Here is a 14732-nt window from a genome sequence, read left to right as displayed (position 1 = left end):
CTGATGGCACGGCGTTACGACTGCTCGGACGCGACGGACCGGGTTGCCGGACTGCGCGAGGCCGCGTCCGCCGTACGCCGCGGCGAGCTCGTGGTGCTGCCCACCGACACCGTCTACGGGATCGGCGCGGACGCGTTCAACACCGAGGCCGTCGGCGACCTGCTGGAGGCCAAGGGCCGGGGCCGCAACATGCCCTCGCCCGTCCTGGTCGGCTCCCCGAACACCCTGCACGGCCTGGTCACCGACTTCAGCGAGCAGGCCTGGGAGCTGGTCGACGCCTTCTGGCCGGGCGCACTCACCCTCGTCGCCCGTCACCAGCCGTCGCTCCAGTGGGACCTGGGGGACACCCGCGGCACCGTCGCCGTCCGCATGCCCCTGCACCCGGTCGCCATCGAGCTGCTGACCGAGACCGGCCCCATGGCCGTCTCCAGCGCCAACCTGACCGGTCACCCCTCGCCGCAGGACTGCGACGCGGCGCAGGAGATGCTCGGCGACTCCGTCGCGATCTACCTCGACGGCGGCCAGACGCCCGCGGCCGTGCCGTCCTCCATCGTGGACGTCACCGGCAAGGTGCCCGTCCTGCTGCGGGCGGGCGCGATCAGCGCGGAGCAGCTCCGTGAGGTCGTACCCGACCTGGAGGTCGGCAATTGACACCGCCCATACCCGGGCAGTGGGATCACGGCGAGCGCCCGTTCCGCATCCTCCACGTCTGCACCGGCAACGTCTGCCGCTCGCCGATGGCCGAGCGGCTGACCCGGCACGAGCTGACGCTGCGGCTCGGTGACAGTGCCGCGGGGATCATCGTGGAGAGCGCCGGCACCTGGGGACACGAGGGCGCGCCGATGGAGGCGCACGCGGCGACGGTGCTCGCCGAGTACTCCGCCGACCCGGTGGGCTTCCTCGGGCGCGAGCTCCTCGACGACCACGTGATCGACGCCGACCTCGTGCTGACCGCGACCCGCGACCACCGCGCCCAGGTGATCTCCATGGGGCACGCGGCGGGGCTGCGCACCTTCACGCTCAAGGAGTTCACCCGGCTGGTGAAGGCGATAGACCCGGCGACGCTGCCGGAGGGCAGCGTGACCGAGCGCGCGCGGTCCCTGGTGCGCGCCGCCGCGGCCCTGCGCGGGTGGCTGCTGGCGCCCACCGCCGACGCGGACGAGGTGTACGACCCGTACGGCGCCCCGCTGACGTTCTTCCGCAGTATCGGCGAGGAGATCCACGACGCGCTGGACCCGGTCCTGACCGCGCTGACCGGGGTTCCGGCGCCCACCGCCTGACCGCGGGGGCGGAAGGTTTCCCCGGGTCGCGGGCGGCCCTCGGGGCGGGCGCCCGGGGCGCGGTGGCGCGGCCCGCGGCGAGCGCCCGGCCCCCGGTGGAGCACAACGCGGCGCGAAATGTCCGGAAGGGTGCAACAGTGGCAGGTGAGAACCTTCCCAGCCGCCCCCGGGAGCGCCGCCATGCCCACCGCGGAAGCGTCTTCACCCCACATAGTCACCCCCACGCTCCCGGCCGGGGGCGCCGGCCTCGACGAGCTGCGCGCCCATGACCCGGAGCTGGCCGACATCCTCCTCGGGGAGGCCCAGCGGCAGGCCTCGTGCCTGCAGTTGATCGCGGGCGAGAACTTCACCTCCCCGGCCGTCCTGACGGCGCTCGGCTCACCGCTGGCCAACAAGTACGCCGAGGGCTACCCCGGTCACCGCCACCACGCCGGGTGCGAGCTGGTGGACCTGGCCGAGCGGCTGGCCGTGGAAAGGGCCACACGGCTGTTCGGAGCCGCGCACGCGAACGTGCAGCCCTACTCCGGCTCCTCGGCCGTGCTGGCGGCCTACGCGGCCCTCCTGGTCCCCGGGGACACCGTCCTGGCGATGTCGCTGGCCCACGGCGGCCACCTCACCCACGGGTCCGAGTCGAACTTCTCCGGCCGCTGGTTCCGCATCGCCGGGTACGGGGTGACACGGGGCGAGACCTTCGAGGAGGGCGGCCTGATCGACTACGACCAATTGCGGGACCTGGCGCACCGGCACCGCCCGAAGGCGATCGTCTGCGGTGGCATCGCGTACCCCCGGCACATCGACTACGCGGCCTTCCGGGAGATCGCCGACGACGTCGGCGCGTACCTGATCGTGGACGCCGCGCACACCCTCGGCCTGGTCGCCGGCGGCGCCGCGCCCAACCCGGTGTCGTACGCGGACGTGGTGTGCGCCACCACGCACAAGACGCTGCGCGGACCGCGCGGCGGGCTGGTCCTGTGCGGCGCGGACCTGGCCCAGCGCATCGACCGGGCGGTCTTCCCCTTCTCGCAGGGCGGCCCGCACATGCACGCCGTCGCGGCGAAAGCGGTGGCGTTCGGGGAGGCCGCGCGTCCGGAGTTCGCGCTCTACGCGCACCAGGTCGTCGCCAACGCCCGCACGCTCGCCGGCGCGCTCGCCGCGCAGGGCGTGCGCATCGCCACCGGCGGCACGGACACCCATCTGATCGCCGCCGACGTGTCGGCCCTGGGCGTCACCGGGATGCGCGCCCGCGGACTGTGCGCGGCCGCCGGGATCGTGCTGGACAAGTACACGCTGCCGTACGACACGGAGCCCTGCACGGCCGGTTCCGGAATCCGCCTGGGCACCGCGTCGGTGACCACCCAGGGGATGCGCGAGGAGCAGATGCCGCAGGTCGCGGAGCTGATCGTGCGTGCGCTGCGGGAGGAGCGCGGCCTGGCCGGCGAGGTCGCGGAACTGGTGGAGGCGTTCCCCCCGTACCCCGGCTGAGACGCGCTTCACAGGGGGGCCGGGCCACCCCCGTGAGTGGCATGTGCAACCCTGGGTACCCGCTGTGAGTCTTCGTCTGTGTTTACAGTCGCCACCCGGACGCGAATAGGGTGTGCCCGTGCGCGAGTACCTCTTGACCCTGTGCGTGGCAGCTGCCGTGACCTACCTCCTCACGGGGCCGGTGCGGAAGTTCGCCATCGCGGCAGGGGCCATGCCCGAGATCCGCGATCGTGACGTCCATCGAGAACCCACGCCGCGCCTCGGCGGCATCGCCATGTTCGGCGGCCTGTGCGCGGGTCTGCTGGTGGCGGCCCACCTGACCAATCTCAAGAGCGTCTTCGAGCTCTCCAACGAGCCGCGGGCACTGCTCTCCGGCGCCGGACTCATCTGGCTGCTGGGCGTGCTGGACGACAAGTGGGGCGTGGACGCGCTGATCAAGCTGGGCGCGCAGATGATCGCGGCCGGCGTGATGGTGCTGCAGGGCCTCACCGTGCTGTGGCTGCCGATCCCGGGCAAGGGCATCGTCGCGCTCACGCCGGTGCAGTCGACCCTGCTGACCGTGGCCCTGGTCGTGATCACGATCAACGCGGTCAACTTCGTCGACGGACTCGACGGACTCGCGTCCGGAATGGTGTGCATCGCCGCGATCGCGTTCTTCATGTACGCGTACCGCATCTGGTACGGCTACGGCATCGAGGCGGCCGCCCCGGCGACGCTGTTCAGCGCCATCCTCATCGGGATGTGCCTGGGTTTCCTGCCGCACAACCTGCATCCCGCGCGGATCTTCATGGGCGACTCGGGCTCGATGCTGATCGGCCTGGTGCTGGCCTCCGGCGCCATCTCGATCACCGGCCAGACCGACCCCGACGCCATCACCAACCTGACCGGTTCGACCCGGGACACCACGCACTTCATGGTGCCGTTCTACCTCCCCCTGCTGCTGCCGCTGACGCTCATCGCGATCCCGGCGGCCGACCTGGTGCTGGCCATCGTGCGCCGCACCTGGAACGGGCAGTCGCCGTTCGCCGCCGACCGCGGCCACCTCCACCACCGGCTGCTGGACATCGGCCACTCGCACAGCCGGGCCGTGTGGATCATGTACTTCTGGTCCGCGCTGATCTCCTTCGGCGCGGTCGCGTTCTCGGTCAACTCCTCCAGCCTGCTGATCGTCCTGAGCATCGTCGTACTGAGCGCCATGGGGCTGCTCGCGCTGCTCATGCCGCGTTTCCGCCCCCGGGCCCCGCGCTGGGCCGAGGCGTTCGTCCCGCCGCGGTACCGCCGTACCCGGGCGGAGGCCGCGCAGGAGGCCCACGACGCCGCCGCGGCCACCATCGCCGCGGGGGAGGCCCCTGGCGTCAACGGGGCGACCGCGCTCAGCGCGCGGTCCCTGGTGGACGCCGGCCGCGGCTCGGGCAGCCGTCCGTAGGCCGAACGCTCTCTAGCACACCCGTTGCGAAGCGTCGGGCAGACTCCGCGAGAGGTACTTCTTCCGTGTGACAGGTCACACACGAACCGGGTAAAGACCTCATCAAATAGTTTGTGATACCGTTCACGAGAACCCGGAATCAAGCCGAAAGACCCTAGTGCGATGGTCTTCCGGCGTGAGGCATGTCCTCGCCGCCGGGCTACCCTCGTCCTCGACGACCCCTGTACTCCCAACCTCGCCGGAGGAGCTGCCGCCATGCAGTCCAACGACGTCCGAACGCTTCTGAACTGCGCCGTACCCGCCGTTGCCGCGGGGGTGATCGCGGTCGCTGTCTCCAGCGTGCTCGCGGGCGGCAAGGGCGCGATCGGCGCGGGCTTCGGCGCGGTGGTGGTGATCGCGTTCATGGGAATCGGTCTGACGGTGCTTCAGCGCACCGCCCGTTCCTATCCCACGCTGTTCCAGGCGATGGGCCTGATGCTCTACACCGTGCAGCTGCTGCTGCTCGCCATCGTGCTGGCCGTGTTCAAGAACACGACGCTCTTCGACACCCAGGTGTTCGCCTTCACCCTGCTCGGCACGACCCTGGTGTGGATCGCCGCCCAGGCCCGTGCTCATATGAAGACCAAGATGCTGTACGTGGAGCCCGGCTCCGCCGGAACTTCACCGTGAAAAGCAGGGCCGGTGCAGGCGGACTTCCGCTCGTTTGCTATCGTCCGGTCTCAACTGCGGCAGAGCTGGCGCGGGTGGCAGTCATGCCTTCGCAACAGCCCTTCGGCTCAGCGCCCACCCGCCGCCCCCACATCCGTCAGACCAGTCCAGTGCCGTTCCGTGGCCGTGTGCCGCGCCGACACGTAGAGGTTGCCGTACCTATGCGCCACGCTGAAGGAGCTCTCGGTGAGTGATGTAACGACGCTCGCCTTCGAGACGAACTGCCACATCTTCGACGGGTGCGGCTTCCCGGCCCCCGGCCTGCACTCCTTCCTCTTCAAGCCGCTGATCGGCGACGGGGACAGCAGCGTCTACTTCAACAAGACGATGCTGCTGGCGCTGCTCGGCAGCATCGTGATCGTCGGCTTCTTCTGGGCTGCGTTCGCCAAGCCGAAGATCGTCCCGGGCAAGCTGCAGATGGTCGCCGAGGCCGGCTACGACTTCGTCCGCCGCGGCATCGTCTACGAGACGATCGGCAAGCGGGACGGCGAGAAGTACGTGCCGTTCATGGTGGCGTTGTTCTTCTTCGTCTGGATCATGAACCTGTGGTCGATCGTACCGATCGCCCAGTTCCCCGTGACGGCGATCATCAGCTACCCGGCCGCGCTCGCCGCGATCGTGTACATCACCTGGATGTCGCTGACCTTCAAGAAGCACGGCTTCGTCGGCGGCTGGAAGAACATCACCGGCTACGACAAGAACCTCGGCGCGGTGCTGCCGATGGTCGTCGGCCTGGAGTTCCTCTCCAACGTCATCGTGCGGCCGTTCACGCACGCCGTGCGACTCTTCGCGAACATGTTCGCCGGGCACGTCCTGCTGCTGCTGTTCACCATCGCCAGCTGGTACCTGCTCAACGGGATCGGCATCGCCTACGCCAGCGTCTCGTTCGTGATGGTCATCGTCATGACCGCCTTCGAGCTCTTCATCCAGGCCGTCCAGGCGTACGTCTTCGTGCTGCTGGCCTGCTCCTACGTGCAGGGCGCGCTCGCCGAGCACCACTGAGCAGCCGCACGACGCACAGCCCCCCGATTGTCCGGTGGCCAACCCCCACCGGTCCGTGAAAGAGAAGGAAGAAACAGCATGTCCGCTGTGAACCTCGCCGCCACCCAGATCCTCGGCAACCTGGGCTCCATCGGCTACGGCCTCGCGGCCATCGGCCCCGGCGTCGGCATCGGCATCATCTTCGGCAACGGTACGCAGGCGCTCGCCCGCCAGCCCGAGGCCGCCGGCCTGATCCGCGCCAACCAGATCCTCGGCTTCGCCTTCTGTGAGGCGCTCGCGCTGATCGGTCTGGTCATGCCGTTCGTCTACCCGACTTCCTGACTCCGGGCTGACGAGACCAACCCCTTTCGACGGAAGGCACTGATGTGAACGCCCTGGCACAGCTGGCGGCCGAGGAGGCGGAGAACCCCCTCATCCCGCCGATCCCAGAGCTCGTCATCGGTCTCATCGCCTTCGCCATCGTCTTCTTCTTCCTCGCAAAGAAGCTCCTCCCGAACATCAACAAGGTTCTGGACGAGCGCCGCGAGGCCATCGAGGGCGGCATGGAGAAGGCCGAGGCCGCACAGGCCGAGGCTCAGCGGACCCTCGAGGAGTACAAGCAGTCGCTCGCCGAGGCCCGCCACGAGGCCGCGCGTCTGCGCCAGGAGGCGCAGGAGCAGGGCGCCGCGCTCATCGCCGAGATGCGTGCGGAAGGCCAGCGGCAGCGCGAGGAGATCGTCGCCGCCGGTCACGCCCAGATCGAGGCCGACCGCCGGTCCGCCGCGCACGCGCTGCGCCAGGACGTCGGCAAGCTCGCCACCGATCTGGCCGGCAAGATCGTCGGTGAGTCCCTCGAGGACACCGCCCGCCAGAGCCGCGTGATCGACCGCTTCCTCGACGAGCTCGAGGAGAAGGCCGAGGCCGCGCGATGAACGGAGCGAGCCGCGAGGCACTGGCCGCCGCGCGCGAGCGCCTCGACGCGGTGACGGACAGCACGTCCGTCGACGCGGCGAAGCTCGCCGAGGAGCTGGCCGCCGTCACGGGGCTGCTCGACCGCGAGGGTTCGCTGCGCCGCGCCTTGACCGACCCGGCCCAGCCGGGTGAGGCCAAGGCGGGCCTGGCGCAGGCGGTCCTCGGCGGACAGATCGGCGGTGAGACCTCCGACCTGGTCTCGGGCATGGTCCGCAGCCGCTGGTCGCAGTCGCGTGACCTGGTCGACGCGCTGGAGGAGCTGTCCTACGGCGCCGACCTGATCGACGCGGAGCGGGCGGGCCACCTCGACGACGTCGAGGACGAGCTGTTCCGCTTCGGCCGCATCGTCTCCGGCAGCAGCGAGCTGCGGGCGGCGCTGACCGACCGCGCCGCGGGCGGCCGGGCGAAGGCGGCCCTGCTGCACTCGCTGCTGGACGGCCGCGCCAACGCGGTCACCGAGCGGATCGTGGTCCGTCTCGTGACCCACCCGCGAGGCCGTAGCCTGGAGGCAGGGATCGACGCCCTGTCCAAGCTGGCGGCGACGCGCCGTAACCGCACGGTTGCGGTCGTGGTGTCGGCGGTACCGCTGAACGACCGGCAGAAGCAGCGTCTCGGCGCCGCGCTGGCCACGATCTACGGCCGGCAGGTGCACCTGAACCTCGACGTGGACCCCGCGGTCCGCGGCGGCATCTCGGTTCGGGTCGGCGACGAGGTCATCGACGGGACCATCGCGGACCGCCTCGAAGAGGCGAGCCGTCGGATGGCCGGCTGAACCAGCCACCAACTCAAAGAGCAGTACCAGCGGCCCGAGTTGGGCCGTAGCGAATACTTCGGGCCCAACAAGGAGAGCAGGGAACCCAGATGGCGGAGCTCACGATCCGGCCGGAGGAGATCCGGGACGCGCTGGAGAACTTCGTCCAGTCGTACCAGCCGGACGCGGCCTCGCGCGAGGAGGTCGGAACGGTCAGCCTGGCCGGCGACGGTATCGCCAAGATCGAGGGTCTGCCCTCGGCGATGGCGAACGAACTGCTGAAGTTCGAGGACGGCACCCTCGGTCTCGCCCTCAACCTCGAGGAGCGCGAGATCGGCGCGATCGTCCTCGGCGAGTTCAGCGGCATCGAGGAGGGCCAGCCGGTGCAGCGCACCGGTGAGGTGCTCTCGGTCGCCGTCGGCGAGGGATACCTGGGTCGCGTCGTCGACCCGCTCGGCAACCCGATCGACGGCCTCGGCGAGATCGAGACCGAAGGCCGCCGCGCCCTGGAGCTGCAGGCTCCCGGCGTCATGGCCCGTAAGTCCGTCCACGAGCCGATGCAGACCGGCCTCAAGGCGGTCGACGCGATGACCCCGATCGGCCGCGGCCAGCGCCAGCTGATCATCGGCGACCGTCAGACCGGCAAGACGGCCCTGGCGATCGACACGATCATCAACCAGCGTGACAACTGGCGTTCCGGCGACCCGAAGAAGCAGGTCCGCTGCATCTACGTCGCCATCGGTCAGAAGGGCTCCACCATCGCGGGCGTGCGCGCCTCGCTGGAGGAGGCCGGCGCCCTGGAGTACACCACGATCGTGGCGGCCCCGGCGTCCGACCCGGCCGGCTTCAAGTACCTGGCCCCGTACACCGGTTCGGCCATCGGCCAGCACTGGATGTACCAGGGCAAGCACGTCCTGATCGTCTTCGACGACCTGTCCAAGCAGGCCGACGCCTACCGTGCCGTCTCCCTCCTGCTGCGCCGCCCGCCGGGCCGTGAGGCCTACCCGGGTGACGTCTTCTACCTGCACTCCCGTCTGCTGGAGCGCTGTGCCAAGCTCTCCGACGAGCTGGGTGCCGGCTCGATGACCGGTCTGCCGGTCGTCGAGACCAAGGCCAACGACGTGTCGGCGTTCATCCCGACCAACGTCATCTCCATCACCGACGGCCAGTGCTTCCTGGAGTCCGACCTGTTCAACGCGGGCCAGCGCCCGGCGCTGAACGTCGGTATCTCGGTCTCCCGAGTCGGTGGCTCGGCGCAGATCAAGGCCATGAAGTCGGTCGCCGGCCGCCTGCGCGTGGACCTCGCCCAGTACCGCGAGCTGGAGGCGTTCGCCGCCTTCGGTTCCGACCTGGACGCGGCCTCCAAGGCGCAGCTGGAGCGCGGCAAGCGCATGGTCGAGCTGCTCAAGCAGGGTCAGTACGCACCGTTCCCGATCGAGGACCAGGTCGTCTCCATCTGGGCCGGCACCACCGGCAAGCTGGACGATGTCCCGGTCGAGGACATCCGCCGCTTCGAGCGCGAGCTGCTGGACTACCTCCGCCGTGAGAAGAAGGACCTGCTGCTGGGCATCGCCGAGACCGGCAAGCTCGGCGACGACACCGTCGAGGCCCTGACCGACGCGGTCGCGGAGTTCAAGAAGCAGTTCGAGACCTCGGACGGCAAGCTGCTGGGTGAGGGCTGAGCATGGGCGCCCAGCTTCGGGTATACAAGCGCCGCATCAAGACAGTCACCGCGACCAAGAAGATCACGAAGGCGATGGAGATGATCTCCGCGTCCCGGATCGTCAAGGCCCAGCGCCAGGTCGCGGCATCGTCCCCGTACGCCGATGAGCTCACCCGCGCGGTGGCGGCGGTCGCGACCGGTTCCAACACGAACCACCCGCTGACCACCGAGGCCGAGAACCCGACCCGCGCCGCGGTGCTGCTCGTCACGAGCGACCGCGGTCTGGCCGGCGGCTACTCGTCCAACGCGATCAAGGCTGCCGACCGGCTCACCGAGCGGCTGCGCGCGGAGGGCAAGGAGGTCGTGCACTACATCATCGGCCGCAAGGGCGTGGCGTACTACGGCTTCCGTGAGCGCCCGATCGCCGGATCGTGGACCGGGTTCACCGACAAGCCGATGTACGCGGACGCCAAGTCGGTGGCCGACCCGCTGATCGACCAGGTCCTCAAGGACACGGCCGAGGGCGGCGTCGACGAACTGCACATCGTCTTCACGGAGTTCGTGTCGATGCTGACGCAGGCGCCGGTGGAGAGGCGGCTGCTGCCGCTGTCCCTGGACGAGGCCACCGGTGGCGAGGCCCGCAAGGAGGGGGAGATCCTCCCCCTGTACGACTTCGAGCCGTCGGCGGAGGGCGTCCTGGACGCGCTGCTGCCGCGGTACGTCGAGAGCCGGATCTTCAACGCGCTGCTGCAGGGTGCCGCTTCCGAGCACGCTGCCCGCCGCCGGGCGATGAAGTCGGCCACCGACAACGCCGAGGAGCTCATCAAGACGCTCACGCGGCTTGCCAACCAGGCCCGCCAGGCCGAAATCACCCAGGAAATCAGCGAGATCGTCGGTGGCTCCAGCGCCCTGGCCGACGCGTCTGCGGGGAGTGACTAAACATGACCACCACTGTTGAGACGGCCGCTGCCACGGGCCGCGTCGCCCGGGTCATCGGCCCGGTCGTCGACGTGGAGTTCCCCGTCGACGCCATGCCGGAGATCTACAACGCCCTCACCGTCGAGGTCGCCGACCCGGCCGAGGACGGCAAGAAGAAGACGCTGACCCTCGAGGTCGCCCAGCACCTGGGTGACGGCGTGGTCCGCGCCATCTCCATGCAGCCCACCGACGGTCTGGTCCGCCAGGCCGTGGTGACCGACACGGGCACGGGCATCACCGTCCCGGTCGGCGACTTCACCAAGGGCAAGGTGTTCAACACCCTCGGTGAGGTGCTGAACGTCCCCGAGGAGAACGCCAACGTCGGCGAGCGCTGGACGATCCACCGCAGGGCGCCGAAGTTCGAGGACCTCGAGTCCAAGACCGAGATGTTCGAGACCGGCCTGAAGGTCGTCGACCTGCTGACCCCGTACGTCAAGGGCGGCAAGATCGGTCTGTTCGGTGGCGCCGGTGTCGGCAAGACCGTCCTCATCCAGGAAATGATCATGCGTGTGGCGAAGCTGCACGAGGGCGTTTCCGTGTTCGCCGGCGTCGGCGAGCGCACCCGTGAGGGCAACGACCTGATCCAGGAGATGGAGGAGTCCGGCGTCCTCGACAAGACGGCGCTGGTCTTCGGCCAGATGGACGAGCCCCCGGGCACCCGTCTGCGCGTGGCCCTGGCCGGTCTGACCATGGCGGAGTACTTCCGCGATGTGCAGAAGCAGGACGTGCTGTTCTTCATCGACAACATCTTCCGCTTCACGCAGGCCGGCTCCGAGGTCTCCACGCTGCTCGGCCGCATGCCCTCCGCGGTGGGTTACCAGCCGAACCTCGCGGACGAGATGGGCCTCCTCCAGGAGCGCATCACCTCGACCCGTGGTCACTCGATCACCTCGATGCAGGCGATCTACGTCCCCGCGGACGACCTGACCGACCCGGCGCCGGCGACCACCTTCGCCCACCTGGACGCGACGACCGTTCTGTCCCGTCCGATCTCGGAGAAGGGCATCTACCCGGCGGTCGACCCGCTGGACTCGACGTCCCGCATCCTGGACCCCCGCTACATCGCGGCGGACCACTACGAGTGCGCCATGCGCGTCAAGGGGATCCTGCAGAAGTACAAGGACCTCCAGGACATCATCGCGATCCTCGGTATCGACGAGCTGGGCGAGGAGGACAAGCTCACCGTCCACCGCGCCCGCCGGATCGAGCGCTTCCTGTCGCAGAACACCCACGCGGCGAAGCAGTTCACCGGCATCGACGGCTCCGACGTTCCGCTGGAGGAGTCGATCTCCGCGTTCAACGCCATCGCCGACGGCAAGTACGACCACTTCCCCGAGCAGGCGTTCTTCATGTGCGGCGGCATCGAGGACCTCGAGCGCAACGCCCGCGAGCTCGGCGTCAGCTGACGCCCGTCGCCTGACGGCTCACCGTGGCAGGGGGCGGACCCTGTGTCCGCCCCCTTGCCGCACCCCCGTTATCCTTTGTTTTATGCACCCGCCGGACGGCGGTGGGTGCCGACCCGAGGAGCCATCTTGGCTGAGCTGCACGTCGAGCTGGTCGCAGCGGACCGCCGTGTCTGGTCCGGCGAGGCCACACTTGTCGTCGCACGCACCGAGTCCGGCGACATCGGCGTCATGCCGAACCACGAGCCGCTGCTGGGCGTGCTCCAGTCCGGTCCGGTGACGATCCGCACCAGCGAGGGCGGCACCGTCGTCGTGGCGGTGCACGGAGGCTTCATCTCCTTCGCGGACAACAAGCTCTCGGTGCTGGCGGAGATCGCCGAGCTCGCCGAGGAGATCGACGTCCAGCGTGCGGAGCGGGCTCTGGAGCGCGCGAAGGCCGACGCCGACGCCGCCGGTGAGCGCCGGGCCGAGGTCCGGCTGATCGCCGCGACCAGCGGGTCGCGCTGAGCACCCGGCCCACCGGGCCATGAGCCGCGGGAGGCCCGTGAGGGTGTCCCGCGGCTGCAGTATCCCTATTCGTGACATGGAGCGAGGAGGTCGGTGGGCGTGATCCTCGCTTTTCAGGTGTGCGGGGCCCTGGTGGCGCTGGCGCTGCTGGGGCTGTTCGTCTTCGGGCTGCGGCGCCGGCTGATCCAGCGGCCCGGCGGCACGTTCGACTGCAGCCTGCGGATGCCGCCCACCGGCGCCGACGAACCCTCCGGCAAGGGCTGGGCGTACGGCGTGGCCCGCTACAGCGGTGACCGGATCGAGTGGTTCCGGGTCTTCTCCTACGCGCCCCGGCCGCGCCGGGTGCTGGAGCGCTCCGCCATCGAGGTGCTGCACCGCCGCGCCCCCGAGGGCCAGGAGGAGCTGGCGCTCCTGTCCGACGCCGTCATCCTGGTGTGCGAGCACCGCGGCACCCGCCTGGAACTCGCCATGAGCGACGACGCCCTCACCGGCTTCCTCGCCTGGCTCGAGGCCGCCCCTCCGGGCCAGCGGGTGAACGTGGCCTAGCCAGAGCTACAGCCTTTCTCTCTCCCGCTGGCTGGGGGTCCCCCCGGACGAAGTCTGGGGGAGGGCCGCATCCGGTCCGGTCGGTCCTACGGCCGCTCCGGCAGCCCCAATTCCTGCGCGAGCACCGCCGCCTGCACCCGGCTGCGCAGCCCCAGCTTGGCCAGCATGCGGCTGACGTGCGTCTTCGCCGTGGCCTCCGCCATCTCCAGCCGTGCCGCGATCTCCGCGTTGGACAGGCCCTCGCCCACGCAGACCAGCACCTCCCGCTCGCGCGGCGTCAGCGAGCCGAGGACGGCACGGTCGGCGGCCGGACGCGGCCGCGGGCGGGCGAACTCGCCGATCAGCCGGCGGGTCACCGCGGGCGCGATCATTCCCTCGCCGCGCGCCACCAGCCGTACGCCCTCGATCAGCAGATCCGCCTCGGTGTCCTTCAGCAGGAATCCGGCGGCCCCGGCGCGCAGCGCCCCGAAGACGTGGTCGTCCAGGTCGAACGTGGTGAGGACGAGCACGTCGGCCAGCCCTTCCGCGACGATCTCACGGGTCGCGGAGACCCCGTCCAGCCGGGGCATCTGGAGGTCCATGAGGATCACGTCCGGGCGCAGCTCGCGGGCGACACGGACCGCCGCCTCCCCGTCGGCCGCCTCGCCGACCACCTCGATGTCGGGCACCGAGCGCAGGATGAGCACCAGACCCGCCCGTACCGCGGACTGGTCCTCGGCGACGACCACCCGGATCATGCGTTCCCCTCCATGGGCAGTACCGCCCGTACTCGCCACGTCGTGCCCTCGCTGCCCGCCTCGAAGGTGCCGCCCAGCAGCTCGGTGCGCTCCCGCATCCCGATCAGGCCGCTGCCCGAGCCCGGGGCCCGGGGACCGGACCGGTGCGCCACGCCGCCGTCCCGGCAGGGGCTCGCCACGGTCACCGTCAGCGCCCCGCCGTCCTGTTCCAGCATGACGGGCACCTCGCCCGGCGACGCGTGCTTCAGGACGTTGGTCAAGGACTCCTGCACGATCCGGTACGCCGCCAGTTCCACCGGCGCGGGCAGCGGGCCGGCACCCTCGGGGCGTTCGTCGCGCAGCACGAAGACCGAGTGCGGGGCCGCCGCGCGCATCTGCCCCAGGAGCGCGTCCAGACCGGCCAGCCGCGGGACGGGGGCCGGCTCCCCGTCCTCGCCCGCCGAGTCGCGCAGCAGCCCGATCAGCCGGCGCATCTCGGACAGGCCCGCGACGCTGTTCTCGCGGATCACCGCCAGCGCCTCGCGGGCCGGGCCCTCGTGGCGGTCCAGGGACAGCGCTGCGGTGGAGTGGACGGCGATCGCGGAGAGATGGCCCGCCACCATGTCGTGCAGTTCGCGGGCCATCCGGGCCCGCTCGCGGCCCACCGCCTCCCGGCGGTCCAGCTCGGCGAGGAGCGCGGTCTGCTCCGCGCGGAGCCGCTCGTGGGCGGCCTCGTCGCGGTGCCGCCGTACGATCACGCCCGTCGAGGCGGGGGCCACCGAGACCAGGGCGCCGACCACGCCGATCAGCAGGGACTCGGCGACCGGGTGCACCGCCACCGCGGTGGCCGTGAGGGCGGCCGTGCCGAGCACGCTGCCGACCGGGACGACCCGGGTCAGCCGCTTGGGTCCGTACAGGACGGCGGCGTACACGAGGTCGGTGAACATCAGCACGGTCACCAGCAGCGAACCGATCACGAAGTCCGCGCAGAGGGCGAGCACGCCGACGACGATCGCCATGCGGGGCGCGGTCCGCCGCAGCAGTTCGCAACCGGCCATGATCACCAGCGGGAGCAGCGGCAGCCAGGCGCGGTCGCCCGCCGGATGGTTCCCGGAGTACGTGTACAGCCCGAACGCCCACATCGTGAGGCCCCCCGCGAGCCCGGCGACGGCGATCAGCACGTCGTCGCGGTGCGGACGCCGGGCGGCGGTGGTCGTCATGGGCCCATCCCAGCACGCGGCGCGGACGGTGCGCGTCCGCCGGGGGTCGGAGCCGGCAGGTACACCGAAGGATGCAGCCGGGTCTCGTCAGCGCCGACG

Annotated in this window: 16 protein-coding genes; 14 read left to right on the top strand and 2 right to left on the bottom strand. The window is 70.4% G+C overall.

The window, feature by feature from the left end; all coding sequences use genetic code 11:
• Nucleotides 1-3: 3 nt before the first annotated feature.
• The 14 genes from OIE69_RS14745 to OIE69_RS14680 all read left to right on the top strand — a co-directional run bounded on the left by OIE69_RS14745 (nt 4) and on the right by OIE69_RS14680 (nt 12697).
• The gene (locus OIE69_RS14745; RefSeq protein ID WP_089225123.1) at nt 4-651 is read left to right on the top strand and encodes an L-threonylcarbamoyladenylate synthase; all 648 of its coding nucleotides are present in this window, start codon (nt 4-6) and stop codon (nt 649-651) included.
• Nucleotides 648-1280, top strand: a complete 633-nt coding sequence (locus OIE69_RS14740) for an arsenate reductase/protein-tyrosine-phosphatase family protein (RefSeq protein WP_326572405.1) — start codon at nt 648-650, stop codon at nt 1278-1280. The genes OIE69_RS14745 and OIE69_RS14740 overlap by 4 nt, the downstream gene beginning before the upstream one ends.
• Nucleotides 1281-1460: 180 nt before the next feature.
• Nucleotides 1461-2762, top strand: a complete 1302-nt coding sequence (locus tag OIE69_RS14735; RefSeq protein ID WP_326572404.1) for a serine hydroxymethyltransferase — start codon at nt 1461-1463, stop codon at nt 2760-2762.
• A 118-nt stretch (nt 2763-2880) separates the two neighbouring features.
• A complete protein-coding gene (locus tag OIE69_RS14730) occupies nt 2881-4188 on the top strand; it encodes an MraY family glycosyltransferase (RefSeq protein WP_326572403.1) in 1308 nt (435 codons plus the stop codon).
• Between the two features lie 255 nt (nt 4189-4443).
• On the top strand, nt 4444-4857 hold the full coding sequence (locus tag OIE69_RS14725; protein ID WP_326572402.1) for a hypothetical protein: 414 nt from the start codon (nt 4444-4446) through the stop codon (nt 4855-4857).
• A 210-nt stretch (nt 4858-5067) separates the two neighbouring features.
• Nucleotides 5068-5898 (top strand): F0F1 ATP synthase subunit A, encoded by an 831-nt coding sequence (gene atpB, locus OIE69_RS14720; protein ID WP_026251816.1) that lies wholly within the window; start codon nt 5068-5070, stop codon nt 5896-5898.
• 78 nt (nt 5899-5976) lie between these two features.
• Nucleotides 5977-6219 carry an ATP synthase F0 subunit C gene (gene atpE, locus OIE69_RS14715; protein WP_018563527.1) on the top strand — a complete coding sequence of 81 codons (243 nt, stop codon included), beginning with the start codon at nt 5977-5979 and terminating at the stop codon, nt 6217-6219.
• Nucleotides 6220-6263: 44 nt separating this feature from the next.
• Complete coding sequence (locus tag OIE69_RS14710) at nt 6264-6809, top strand: F0F1 ATP synthase subunit B (RefSeq protein WP_326572401.1); 546 nt, start codon at nt 6264-6266, stop codon at nt 6807-6809.
• Nucleotides 6806-7621, top strand: a complete 816-nt coding sequence (locus OIE69_RS14705; protein ID WP_326572400.1) for a F0F1 ATP synthase subunit delta — start codon at nt 6806-6808, stop codon at nt 7619-7621. The genes OIE69_RS14710 and OIE69_RS14705 overlap by 4 nt, the downstream gene beginning before the upstream one ends.
• A gap of 89 nt (nt 7622-7710) precedes the next feature.
• A complete protein-coding gene (gene atpA / locus OIE69_RS14700; RefSeq protein WP_326572399.1) occupies nt 7711-9282 on the top strand; it encodes a F0F1 ATP synthase subunit alpha in 1572 nt (523 codons plus the stop codon).
• 2 nt (nt 9283-9284) lie between these two features.
• On the top strand, nt 9285-10202 hold the full coding sequence (locus OIE69_RS14695) for a F0F1 ATP synthase subunit gamma (RefSeq protein WP_326572398.1): 918 nt from the start codon (nt 9285-9287) through the stop codon (nt 10200-10202).
• A gap of 2 nt (nt 10203-10204) precedes the next feature.
• Entirely contained in the window at nt 10205-11647 is a 1443-nt protein-coding gene (gene atpD / locus OIE69_RS14690; protein WP_326572397.1) for a F0F1 ATP synthase subunit beta, read from the top strand.
• 123 nt (nt 11648-11770) lie between these two features.
• Nucleotides 11771-12151: a F0F1 ATP synthase subunit epsilon gene (locus OIE69_RS14685; RefSeq protein WP_326581160.1), complete on the top strand. Its 381-nt coding sequence runs from the start codon at nt 11771-11773 to the stop codon at nt 12149-12151.
• A 99-nt stretch (nt 12152-12250) separates the two neighbouring features.
• Nucleotides 12251-12697 (top strand): DUF2550 domain-containing protein, encoded by a 447-nt coding sequence (locus OIE69_RS14680; protein ID WP_326572396.1) that lies wholly within the window; start codon nt 12251-12253, stop codon nt 12695-12697.
• Between the two features lie 86 nt (nt 12698-12783).
• Here OIE69_RS14680 and OIE69_RS14675 read toward each other — a convergent pair whose 3' ends face one another.
• Nucleotides 12784-13434 (bottom strand): response regulator transcription factor, encoded by a 651-nt coding sequence (locus tag OIE69_RS14675; protein ID WP_326572395.1) that lies wholly within the window; start codon nt 13432-13434, stop codon nt 12784-12786.
• Entirely contained in the window at nt 13431-14633 is a 1203-nt protein-coding gene (locus tag OIE69_RS14670) for a sensor histidine kinase (protein WP_326572394.1), read from the bottom strand. Before OIE69_RS14670 ends, OIE69_RS14675 begins: the two co-directional genes overlap by 4 nt.
• Nucleotides 14634-14732 lie beyond the last annotated feature (99 nt).

It is taken from the genome of Actinacidiphila glaucinigra, from assembly GCF_035918135.1.
GTDB lineage: Bacteria > Actinomycetota > Actinomycetes > Streptomycetales > Streptomycetaceae > Actinacidiphila > Actinacidiphila glaucinigra.
Note: the sequence above shows the minus strand (reverse complement) of the source record. Positions and strands in the feature narration are given on the sequence as shown.